This is a genomic window from Dyadobacter sp. (genome assembly GCF_017744695.1).
Lineage (GTDB): Bacteria > Bacteroidota > Bacteroidia > Cytophagales > Spirosomataceae > Dyadobacter.
In genome coordinates, this window is record NZ_JAGIAS010000002.1 from 471,045 (window position 1) to 482,725 (window position 11,681).

At 50.7% G+C, this 11,681-nt stretch carries 11 protein-coding genes; 6 read left to right on the plus strand and 5 right to left on the minus strand.

The window, feature by feature from the left end; translation table 11 throughout:
• Positions 1-103 precede the first annotated feature (103 nt).
• Together J7619_RS09565 and J7619_RS09570 are read left to right on the plus strand one after the other, a co-directional pair.
• Positions 104-2,665: a TonB-dependent receptor domain-containing protein gene (locus J7619_RS09565; RefSeq protein WP_291197338.1), complete on the plus strand. Its 2,562-nt coding sequence runs from the start codon at positions 104-106 to the stop codon at positions 2,663-2,665.
• 145 nt (positions 2,666-2,810) lie between these two features.
• Positions 2,811-3,527, plus strand: a complete 717-nt coding sequence (locus J7619_RS09570; RefSeq protein WP_291197340.1) for an outer membrane lipoprotein-sorting protein — start codon at positions 2,811-2,813, stop codon at positions 3,525-3,527.
• Between the two features lie 59 nt (positions 3,528-3,586).
• Here the strand turns inward: J7619_RS09570 and J7619_RS09575 are convergent, their stop codons facing one another.
• Positions 3,587-4,219 (minus strand): response regulator transcription factor, encoded by a 633-nt coding sequence (locus J7619_RS09575; RefSeq protein ID WP_291197342.1) that lies wholly within the window; start codon positions 4,217-4,219, stop codon positions 3,587-3,589.
• Positions 4,220-4,349: 130 nt separating this feature from the next.
• Entirely contained in the window at positions 4,350-4,979 is a 630-nt protein-coding gene (locus J7619_RS09580) for a response regulator transcription factor (protein WP_291197344.1), read from the minus strand.
• Positions 4,980-5,450: 471 nt separating this feature from the next.
• On the opposite strand from J7619_RS09580, the gene J7619_RS09585 reads away from it, so the two are divergent.
• From J7619_RS09585 to J7619_RS09595, 3 genes are all read left to right on the plus strand, one after another.
• Positions 5,451-6,098: a response regulator transcription factor gene (locus J7619_RS09585; protein ID WP_291197346.1), complete on the plus strand. Its 648-nt coding sequence runs from the start codon at positions 5,451-5,453 to the stop codon at positions 6,096-6,098.
• An 86-nt stretch (positions 6,099-6,184) separates the two neighbouring features.
• The gene (locus J7619_RS09590) at positions 6,185-6,544 is read left to right on the plus strand and encodes a BlaI/MecI/CopY family transcriptional regulator (RefSeq protein WP_291197347.1); all 360 of its coding nucleotides are present in this window, start codon (positions 6,185-6,187) and stop codon (positions 6,542-6,544) included.
• 21 nt (positions 6,545-6,565) lie between these two features.
• The gene (locus tag J7619_RS09595; protein WP_291197349.1) at positions 6,566-8,512 is read left to right on the plus strand and encodes a M56 family metallopeptidase; all 1,947 of its coding nucleotides are present in this window, start codon (positions 6,566-6,568) and stop codon (positions 8,510-8,512) included.
• A 12-nt stretch (positions 8,513-8,524) separates the two neighbouring features.
• On the opposite strand, the gene J7619_RS09600 is transcribed toward J7619_RS09595, so the two are convergent.
• From J7619_RS09600 to J7619_RS09610, 3 genes are all read right to left on the minus strand, one after another.
• Positions 8,525-9,652 carry an NADH:flavin oxidoreductase gene (locus J7619_RS09600; protein ID WP_291197351.1) on the minus strand — a complete coding sequence of 376 codons (1,128 nt, stop codon included), beginning with the start codon at positions 9,650-9,652 and terminating at the stop codon, positions 8,525-8,527.
• A gap of 81 nt (positions 9,653-9,733) precedes the next feature.
• Complete coding sequence (locus J7619_RS09605; protein WP_291197353.1) at positions 9,734-10,333, minus strand: Crp/Fnr family transcriptional regulator; 600 nt, start codon at positions 10,331-10,333, stop codon at positions 9,734-9,736.
• 73 nt (positions 10,334-10,406) lie between these two features.
• Positions 10,407-11,147, minus strand: coding sequence for an SDR family NAD(P)-dependent oxidoreductase (locus J7619_RS09610; RefSeq protein WP_291197355.1), 741 nt, complete (start codon positions 11,145-11,147; stop codon positions 10,407-10,409).
• A 98-nt stretch (positions 11,148-11,245) separates the two neighbouring features.
• Here J7619_RS09610 and J7619_RS09615 point away from each other — a divergent pair, with 98 nt between their 5' ends.
• Positions 11,246-11,641 carry a helix-turn-helix domain-containing protein gene (locus J7619_RS09615; RefSeq protein ID WP_291197357.1) on the plus strand — a complete coding sequence of 132 codons (396 nt, stop codon included), beginning with the start codon at positions 11,246-11,248 and terminating at the stop codon, positions 11,639-11,641.
• Positions 11,642-11,681: the final 40 nt, after the last annotated feature.

An 11,681-nucleotide genomic window follows, 5' to 3' on the forward strand; every position in this document is an offset into this window, starting at 1 on the left:
CGCGCCGATCCATTCGTCCATCCCCCATAATCCGGCCTTTGTCATATTTTCCTTTCAGGCTTGCGTACGTGCAACCATTTTTGTTGCGTCATTTACCAAAACCATGAAAATGCTAAGAATTCTCCTCGTTGTTTCCATCCTTGCCAGCTCACTCCTATCACCGGCATTTGCACAGTTCCCCGGCGCAGGAAGCAGCCAGCCCAAAGCCCTGCCGGGAACCGCCGGCGACCAAAGCCCAAAGGGATCGGCCAAGATTTCCGGTTCCGTTGTAGATTCAGCTTCATCCAAACCAATTGAATTTGTGAGTGTTGCGTTGTACGATAAAGCCAACAACAAGGCGGTCGACGGAACAGTAGCCGACGAAAAAGGAAAGTTTGCGCTCCATAAGCTCGCTGCCGGCGATTATAAAGTGCTCATCTCGTTCATTGGCTATGCCAACAAGACGATCGACAATGTCAAGCTTTCGAAAGGCCAGGATGTAGACCTCGGGACGATCAGCCTGGGCTCCAACACCAAAACCCTGAACGAGGTAACCGTTACGGGCCAGGCCGCGCTGATCGAAGAAAAGGTGGACAGGCTCGTTTACAATGCAGAAAAAGACATTACGGCGAAAGGTGGCGATGCGACAGACATTTTGCGCAAGGTTCCGCTCCTTACCGTGGACCTCGACGGAAACGTTTCGCTTCGTGGCAGCCAGAACATCCGCGTCCTGGTCAACAACAAACCCAGTACCATTATCGCCAACAGCGTGGCCGACGCATTGAAGCAAATCCCGGCCGACCAGATTAAATCCGTGGAAGTAATCACGAGCCCGTCCGCGAAATATGACGCGGAAGGTTCCGGCGGGATCATCAATATTATCACCAAAAAGAACTCGCTGCAAGGCCTCAACCTGAATATCGACGCCGGCGTAGGAAATCGCGGCTCGATGCTCGCATTGAATGGTGGTTACCGCAAAGGAAAGGCCGGTTTCACGATCGGTGGCTTCGGACGGGGCATGTATAACACGGTTACCAAAACATCGCTCGAACAAACCAGCACCGTAGAAAACGTCACGACCACCACACGCCAGACCGGCGACGGTTCAAGCCACGGGCTTTTTGGAAACTATAACCTGGGCTTCGACTACGATATTGCCAAAAACCAGAGCCTGACGGCCGGCGTGAAATACGGTGTACGGAACTTCTCGAACCAGCAGGACCTTGTTACCCTACTCACGAAAACCGGCAACCCGGACGCGCTTTCCGCGCGTAACGTGGCGGCAGATAACCTTTCGGGAACAGTGGATGTGAATGTCGACTACCTGCATACCTTCAAACCGCAGCAGGAATGGAGCGTTTCGACGCTGTACAGCCGCAACGACCTTACCAACGATTTCGACGCGGACATTTTTAAAGAAAAGGAACTGACTTCACGGCAGCGCAACCTCAACAAGAGCGTTAACCAGGAATTTACGCTTCAATCGGATTACCAGACGCCTATCAAGAAAAACCAGATGCTCGAATTCGGCGGAAAAGGCATTTTCCGGGAAGTAAAAAGCAAATACAGCTTCCTGACAGCCGAGCCGACAGGCGATTACCGCCCCGAAACCGATCAGCCTGCCGGAGATTTGACTTACCACCAGAACATCGCCGCAGCGTACTCGTCCTATACCTATACCACTAAAAAGCGCTATACACTGAAAGGTGGTTTGCGGTACGAACACACGTTTATCGATGCGAGCACCAACGAGGGTGTCGTGGGTGTGGGTAACTACGGCGTGCTTGTACCGAGCGTGAATGCTTCAAAGACATTTAAGGGAACAACCGTGAAACTGGGCTACAACCGACGCATCCAGCGCCCGGGCCTTCAACAATTGAACCCGAACTTCAACTCGGCCAACCCGCAGAATATCACAGTCGGTAACCCGGAACTCCGTCCAGAACTGACCAACAACTACGAGCTCGGCCTGAGCAAGAATATCAAGAAAACCTACGTGAATGCGACGTTCTTCGGCCGTTTTACCAACAATGCGATCTCGCAGGTGCGCCAGCCTTCGGATTCACTCGCGGGTGCGATTGTGACCACGTACGAGAACATTGGTAAACAGCACGCATACGGAGCCAACATTTTCGCCAATATCGCCGCTACTTCCAAGATCAACTTCGGCGTTTTCGCGAACGTGTTCTATACCAAACTGACCGGCCAGACACTCGGACAAAATGGTATTTCGCAGGAAATCGACAACGACGGTGTGAACGTCAGCGGTGGTATCTTCTCACAGGCCACTTTCGGAAACGGCTGGGGCGCGCAGGCATTCGGATTCATGCAGGGCCAGCAGATCCAGTTGCAAGGAAAGCAGGGCGGCTTTGGCTTTTACACAATCGGGGTGAAGAAGGAATTCGCCAACAAAAAGGCCAGCCTCGGACTTGCTGCTGAAAACTTCCTGAGCAAAAGATTTAAAATGCATACCGAATTGACTTCCTTGCAGTTCAACCAGGTCAATGATGTATATCTTTACAACCGTGGGTTCCGTCTGACATTTACCTATAAAATCGGTAAAATGACCATGGATCAGCCGAAAAGAAAGGCCAAGTCTGTCAACAACGACGACGTGAAAAGCGATGGCGGCGGACAACAAGGAGGCGGAGGACAACAAGGAGGTGGCGGAAATGCACCCCGCTAGGCGCACCCCGCTAGGCGCACCCCGCTAGGCGCACCCCGCTAGGCGCACCCCGCTAGGCGCGCCCCGCTAGGCGCGCCCCGCCAGGCGCATGCCAGATTCAATGAAACTTACACAAGCCTGTTTAAACTCAAATACAAACTTCGGTATGAAAACAAACAAACTAATTTGGACAATGGCGGTGACACTCGTCTCCGCTGCCTCTTACGCGCAGACTGTGGATGAAATCGTGGACAAACACGTCGCCGCCCTCGGCGGGCTCGACAAAATCAAGGCCGTCAATACGGTGGTCACCGATCGTTCGCTGGCCGTACAAGGCATGGAAATACCGAACAAAACGACGCTGGTAGTAGGCAAATCCGTTCGCAACGAATCTACCGTAATGGGCAATACGATGGTCCAGGTAGTGGATAACGGCCAGGGATGGATGATCCGCCCGACCATGATGGGCGGTACCGGGGAACCGGAAGACATGCCGGCCGACCAATTGAAACAACAATTGAGCTCACTCGATCCATTCGGCGGCCTCGTCAATTATAAGGAAAAAGGCAATAAGGTAGAACTCGTAGGCAAGGAATCCGTTGACAAGAAAGACGTTTTCCACCTGAAACTCACCACGAGCGACGGCCAGGTAATCGATGAATTTGTGGATGCGGGCACCTATCTGGTGACCAAAGTAAAAGTATCGATGAATGGCAATGAAGGTGAAATCGACCTTTCGGATTACAAAGAGGTAGACGGTGTGAAATTTGAGAATACGATGGAGATCAGCAACCCGCAAATGGGCACCATGTCGTTCATTACCAACAAAATAACAGTAAATACACCAGTGGATCCGGCGATATTCAAGAAGCCGGCGAAATAGGATTCTTGACCGCGTTCGGCGGTCAAAACACATAACGGCCCCCTACCCAATAGCGTTGCTCACCTGAACAACGCTATTTTTTTTGACAATTCGATCGGGTCCTTTACCTCCATTTTGTCGTAGATACGCCGTTTGTAGGTGCTGATCGTGTTTTCTTTAAGATTCATGATCGCGGCGATCTCTTTGGTCCATTTGCCTTCCGTCATCAGCTGCATCACGCGCCGCTCGCGGGGCGAGAGCGAGACGATCGGATTACCGCCCGTGGTGCGGCCGCTTACGTCGGTAAAACTCGAAAGGAAAATCTGCTGGACGTCGTAGCTCACGTAACGGCCGTGATCGAGGATGGCTTGCACGGCGTTAAGAAACTCCTCCTGCGGCGCCTGCTTGGATATAAACCCATCGGCACCGGCTTGCAGGTACGGCAATGCATATACTTTTTCGTCAAATGCGGAATGGATCAGGATCGGCAGGCCCGCTTGCTTCTCCCGCAGCATTTTCATCATCCTGACGTTCTCGCCGCCCGGGATGTCGATGTCCAGAACGACCAAATCGAAGCGCTCTTGTTCGACGGTCGCGAGTGCCCCCTGGAAAGTCTCGGCATGGCTGACAACGGCTCGCGGGTAGAATTCGGCAAATACCATTTTGAGCCCCAGCAAAATGAGCGGGTGATCTTCAATACATAAAAATTTCATAGAAGTGCTAACCGATACAGACAGGGTTTTAATATTATTTCGTACAATATTAGAAATATTATCAGAAAAGAGATTCTTGTTATTTTGTAGAAATATATCGAGGTTTCAACGACAGCACTTTATGTATTGATCAACTCAGCATGGTCACCTTCTCGATCAGCTTGATCAGGCTGTTGACTTGCATCTTTTTAAGTATCCGCATTTTATGCGTCCCGACAGTGGTCTTGTTGATATTCAGAATAGCCGCTATTTCTCCGGTCGATTTCCCGGCAATGAGGTGGTTCATTACCTGCCGCTCCCTGTCCGAAATACTCATCAACGGGTTCACATACCGTACCGAACGGCTTATCTGGCTTTCCTGGATAATCTGTTGCTGCAAAGGTGTACTCGCATATTTGCCCATTACCATCATTGCCCTGATCGCCTCATCGAACTGTGCCGACGACGCCAGTTTCGACAGGAAACCGTCCGCACCTGCCTTCATATACGGCAGGCCGTAAATACTTTCTTCCAGGTCGGTAATAACCAGGATGGCGGTACCGGGATACAGTGCCTTCATCCGCTCCACCACGCCTGCGCCGGCTTTACCCTTGATATCGATGTCGAGAATGATCAGCTCGTAAATGTTACGGCTTGCAAGGTCATAGGCTGTTTCGACGGACGATGTATTGTCGACCGTCGTTGCGGGATTGATCTCACCGATCTTCTGCTTTAATCCCAGCACGGTTAGCGGCTCGTCCTCGATAATGAGTATATTCATAAATTGGCTGATTGGCAGACAGAACCCGGGCATTTAGCCTCCGTCGCAACTGTCATAATTCTACTTATTCCAGATTTGGAACTAGTTCGCAATTCAAAGATGCGAATTTAAGAATAAATATTACACATCTGTCGCTACACGTAAATGTAGAAATTTCTCTAACATAACTCAAACAAACTCTAACCAAAACTTACGACCGCGGGAAGCACGATGAATAGCAAGGCCTTAAAATAAGCCGGAAATGCAGTTTAAACATAGCCTGAACGCTTCTGAACCCGGAAATTTTGGCATACATAGTAAAACTTTTTTTGCCGAACCGGTTAAATAACTGTAAACTTGTACAGACCGCTGAATAAGTTTTACATTAAATAATAGGAGTTTTACTTAATATTTACTGCATTTATTTGATAGCCATTGAATGCCAAAAAGTTATAACCGGTCCGAAACTGAATACAAGTCCTCCTTAAAAAAATGAAAAAAATCTTACTGGTTGAAGACCATGCTATTGTCAGGCTCGCTACCCGGTTCTTAATTCTCGATTTACTGAACCCGGTGGTCGTTCATGAAGCTGGCTCTTTCAGTGAGACACTCGCCCAACTCGCCGGTAATCAGATCGACCTGGTTATTCTCGACATTAATATTCCCGACGGCGAAGGTTTCAACATGATCCCGAAAATCCGGGAAGTGCAGCCCAAAGTTTTGATTATGATCTTTTCGAGCCTGGAAGAAGAGATCTATGCCTTGCATTATATCAAAGCGGGCGCCAATGGGTTTCTTTCCAAAAATGCCTCTCAGGAAGAAATCAAAAAGGCGATATTGTCCATGCTGGAAATCGGGAACTACATCAGCACGGCCGTTCAGCAGCAACTGCTGCGCAACACCCTCGAAAACAAACCTAATGGGGAAAACCCGCTCGAACACCTCTCGCAACGGGAGCTGGAAGTAATGGACATGCTGATCGAAGGTTACTGGACCAAAGAAATCGCCATCAAGCTCAACCTTACCGAAAGTTCAGTCAGCACCTACAAAGCACGCATTTTCGAAAAGCTGAAAGTTTCGACATTGATAGAAATGTTCAAGAAAGTCCAGTTTTACAAAAGCCAGAACCCTGGTATCTAATCCGCTACACGCCTTCGATTAATTTTTTAGTTGAAATATTTGACATAACTACGAAACATTCGTAGAATTACGAAAAGATCGTAGTTATGGAAAAACTGACAATTCAGGAGCAGGACGCCATGCTCGCGGTGTGGAAAACCGGCGAAGGAAACGTAAAGTCATTCATGGAGGCTATGACACCTCCCGTCCCACCCTATACGACGGTCGCATCGACCATCAAAAACCTCGAAAAGAAGGGGTACCTCCATAGCCGGCTGGTTGGCAATGCCTATTTGTATGCACCGGCGATCAGCGAGGAGGCTTACAAGCAAAAGTTTATGGGAAGCGTGGTCAAAGACTACTTCGAGAACTCCTACAAGGAACTCGTGAGCTTTTTCGCGCAGAAGAACAAAATTTCGGCCGACGAACTGAGGGAGATCATCGGCTTGATCGAAGGAAAGAAGTAATTCATCCAAAATTTCTCAGCTATGTCGGCATTTCCGGATTACCTGCTCAAACTGTCGGTCGGTCTCGCAGTGATCGCCCTTTTTTACCATTGGATACTGCGCAAGCTTACGTTTTACGATGCCAACCGATATTATCTCCGCTGGTACTCGATGCTTTGCCTCTCGATCCCCTTCATTAATATCAACCAATTCGTTTCGCCCGAGCCCAGTCCTGCGCGGGTGTTTGTGCAAAGCGTACCCGCCCTCACGCACAGAGCCGCACCTGAAACAGCAGCCTTCCCAATGGATCTTCCCGGCGAGCCGGTGGCTGCTGCGGATTCGTGGCCGCTGAGCGCTACCGACTGGATGCTGCACATATGGCTTGCCGGTGTGGCCGTCATGACCTTACGCCTATTAGCACACATCCGCTCCTATCTCCGTATCCGCTCACAGTCCCGGCTCACTTCAAACGACGGCGTAAAAATCTTTCATTTCGACCTCGACATGAGCCCGTTCTCGTTCGGGAAAGCCATTTTCTACAACCCCCATCTGCATAAGCCCGACGAGTTGCAGGACATGATCCTGCATGAATACATCCATGTGCAGCAGTGGCATTCGCTGGACGTGATCTGGTCGGAAATCCTGTGCATTATCAACTGGTTCAACCCTTTTGCGTGGCTAATCCGCAGCGCCATCCGTCAGAATCTGGAATACATTGCCGACCAGAAGGTATTGGAAAACCACCCCGATACAAAAGCGTATCAATACCTGCTTCTGAAAGCGGCCATCGGCCCGGAGTTCTCGCTGGTGAACCAGTTTGGTTACCACTCCTTGAAACAGCGGATTGTAATGATGAACAAAAATGCCAGCCCAAAGGCGTTGCTGGCGTGTTTTCTGTTTATTCTGCCGTTGCTGGCGGTGATGTTGGCGGCATTCCGGTGGGACGTACCCCGAGGAAAGAAAGTGAAAAACTTCTATCGATCGTCTACCGAGGTTAGTAAAAGAAAGCCTCAAAACCTCCTGCATTTATCCGGCTTGCTCCTCGATGCGGAGACCCGCAAACCAGTTTCCAATTTACCTTTAAAAATTACACACGATGGTGTGTACATAGAAACGATCAAAACAGATAAAGACGGTTTTTACTTCATAGAATTGCCCGTCAAACCCGAAGCAGGCGTCAGCCACGAGTACAATTATGAGCTTTTAAACGGTGAAGGTGGGTACCTTGGATTCATCTCTGGCGAGGTTTACCATGGAGGATTCACCTTCGGGGAAACGTTCCCCTACCACTTTCTAAAAAAAAGCACTATGCCGGAACTGCAGCCTAAATGGTATGGCGTTTCCTCAAAACCATTCTACGATCGATACAATCTACGTGATATACGCCCGGAGCTCAAAGCTTTCCTTCTTGAAAATGCAGAACCGCTAAAAGAAGAAATGAAACTGCGGACGGACTATATCCAAACCCACCGATGGTCAAAAGACGTGATTACGCTCTACAAAGGCGGCTATTTCGATCGCAAAAAAAATCTGTTAGGCTATGACGGCGATACAAAACTGTTCCTGAATGGGAAAGAAGCCACACCACGCGAAATTAATGAGGCATTTAAGAACTATCCCTATATGCTGACCGGAGACCAGGAAAGACGAAACTACGGGCCTAATGTCTGCACGGAGATTGTCTATCTCACCTTCCCGCTTCACCGCGATGCGCCACCAGCCACGCTGGTAAAAGGTAATGTTGAAGTTAAAGACGCTCAATCCTTCGAGCCTGCCAGACTCAAAGACGAGCCCTATCTGCTCGACGGCTTTCGCCAGGTTTACGGCGCAAGCAGCAACCTGATGCCCGAAAAACAGGACATTAAGCGGGTAATGCTACTCAAAGGGCCACTCGCAAAATACTACGATTCATCATTGAATGAAATCTGGTGGATTGAAACCCGACCGGTCAACGAAGTTTTCGAACGGCCGGATTTCGCTTCCAGATAAACCCCGGCCCGCTCAGCATAAGGTCGACTCATGGCATTGCTCCTTCACGCGTTGCGTATGCGCGAGCGTAAGGCTGGGTTTGATCAGCTCTTTATAGAAAGGCACCACCGGCCCTCCCGCCGCTACCCGCTTAGGCCAGTCAGGCGATGCAATGGCTGCGCGGCCGATCGATACGAGGTCGGCCGCATGGTTATTCAGCAATGTTTCGGCCAGTGCAACATCATGCATTCCGCCATTCGCGATCACAGGGGATCGGAGCAGGCTTTTGGCAATGCTATTCGAAGAGCTTCCATCGGGATACTTGCATTCACGCTCCCATCGGCCCCCTTCGGCTGCGATATGCACATAGTCAGGGTCTATTTCGGCGAGCACTTCAAAAATACGCCGTGCCGTTTCGGAACCGCCCGGCCAGCGGTATGTAAGATCGTTGACTTTGCTTTCGGAAATTCGAATGCCTACAATAAAGTCGCCGGGTGATGCGGCCTTCACGGCCTGGTACACTTCCATCAAAAAACGCAAGCGGTTTCGCTCATTACCGCCATATTCGTCGGTGCGGAGGTTGGTATGCGGCGTGATAAACTGGTCGAACAGGTAACCATTCGCCGCGTGCAGTTCTACCCCGTCGAAACCCGCCTCCCGTGCAAGTAATGCGGCACGAACGTAACCCTCTTTCACCGCATTCAAATCTTCCGTTTGCATGGCGCGTGGCATCGGGAACGGGCTGGGCGATACCGAGTTATCAGTGGACCGCAAACCGGCCGGTTGTACAGCCGAAGGTGCAATCGTCGCCCCCGTTACTTCCGACAATGCCCCACCGTGCATCAATTGACTAATAATAAGCGCATTGTGCCGGTGCACGGCCGTCACGACACGCTTCCAACCATGCATATGCTCCGCATTCACGATTCCCGGCTGGTCGCGATTGGCTTTACTGAACAATTCGTCGGTATAAGTACCTTCGGTGATGATCATGCCAAAGCCGCCTTCGGCAAATGCTTCATAGTAATCTGCCATTTCCTGCGTAGGTACGCCCGCATGTGTAGCACTCACGCGGGTCATAGGCGCGACCACAAGGCGGTTAGCCAGTTTTCTGCCGCGTATTTCAAGGGGGTCGAATATCGTTTTACTGATCGTTTCCATACTTTGTTTTTTGACTACAAAAGTACCGGGCCGGTCAGCGGCAGGGCGTATAACTATTTTAATAAAAACCCTTCAACTTCTTTAAGACCGCTTCGATAACTGCTTGCGGATCTGGCTCAAAAATACGGGCGTAATGCCCAGGTACGAGGCAATGTACCGCTGGGGCATGCGCTGTTCGAGGGTGGGATATTTGGCAATGAGCGCCTCGTACCGCTCGGCACCCGTCATCGAAATCGCATTCAGAATGCGCTGGTCCTGCGCGATGGCACCTTTTTGTTCGAGAATACGCCAGAAGCGTTCGAACGCCGGAATGTCTTTGTATAGCTGTTCCAGGTCGTCCTTTTCTATTTGCAGTAAAACCGAGGCTTCGAGCGCGACGATGTTCCGGGTGGCAGGCACCTGTAAATGGAAACTGGTGGAATCGGAGATCCACCAGTCTTCCATCGCAAAATGCAGGGTATGGTCGTTGCCCCTTTCGTCCATACAAAAGGAACGGAGGAAACCTTTGCAAACATAGCTCTCGTGGCGGCATACGTCGCCCTGCTGGACGAGATATTGCCTGGGAAGCAGCTTGCGGATTTTCAGAAGCGAAACAAAATGCGCCTGTTCAGCCTCCGAGAGTTCAATACGGCGCAGAACATGGTCGATTATCATCCTTTGCAATGCGGGGTCTTTTTCCAATGGTTTTCACGGCCTGGTGTCGGCGGCAAATATTGGAAACTAATCGGTGCGATCCTACCGGCACGGTCCGAAATCAGCTCAACGTGCCCCCGTCGATGGTAATCACCGAGCCCGTCGTATAGCTGTTGGTCGGGCTGGCAAGGAACGCTACCGCGTCCGCAATGTGCTCCGGACGGCCGTATTTCGGGATCGCCATCATGCCGCGCTGAAAATCGGAAAATTGTGAATCTGCCGGGTTCATATCAGTATCTACCGGTCCGGGCTGGATGAGGTTCACCGTAATGCCTTTGGGCCCAAGGTCACGCGAAAGCCCTCTCGTAAAGCCCGACAATGCCGATTTGCTGGCGGCATACAAGGTCGCCTGCGGCACCGCCGCACGATCGGCCATACAACTGCCGATCGTAACGATACGTCCGCCGTTCTCCATTTTACGTGAGGCCGTCAGGCACGCCTCGAAAACGGATTTTACATTCACATTCATTACATAATCATATTCCGCCGTGGTGTGCTCTTCAAATGCTTTGCCCACGTACACGCCTGCGCTGTTCACGAGGATATCGAGCTTTCCATAATGTTCGATCGTCTGGTCTATGGCTGCTGAAACGGCGCCTTCTTTGCTATTGTCGGATTGAACGGCTACTGCACTGAGGCCTTCCTGTGCGAGCTCGCTCACGAGTGCATCCGCCTGATCTTTACTGTTGACGTACGTAAAAGTCACCTTCGCCCCTTCGGCCGCCAGCCTTTTCACAATGGCTGCCCCGATGCCCCGGCTTCCGCCTGTTACGAATGCGACTTTGTCTTTCAAATTTTGCATGATGATGAATTGGTTTTGATTTCATTGCAAAACTACCGCGTCACTCGTAATTTTACAGGTACTAACATACTTATCAAGTACTAACACAAATGTAAGTTATGCGAAAACAGAGCTCCACGAACCTTGAAAACGAAATGTTGATCAATGGAAATTGTGATATGGCCTACACCCTGGACCTGATCGGTGGCCGCTGGAAGCCCTCTATCCTGTGGCGCCTGGCCAATGGTACGATGCGTTACAGCGACCTTCGCCGCAGCCTTCCGGCCGTATCGGAGCGCATCCTGATCCTCCAACTACGCGAAATGGAAGGCCATGGGCTCATTAGCCGGAAAGTGTACCCCGAAGTACCGCCGCGCGTGGAATATCAGCTCACCGACCTCGGCAAGAGTCTCGAACCGGTGATCAACGTGCTGACTGACTGGGGCGCTGAAAACCGCCCGGGCTCGGAAACGAAATCGCGGCGTTGCTGGGGATATCCGAAATCGGAAGTGTAAAAACGTAATATGGTGCAGGAAATGTAGGCCGGCGCAGTGT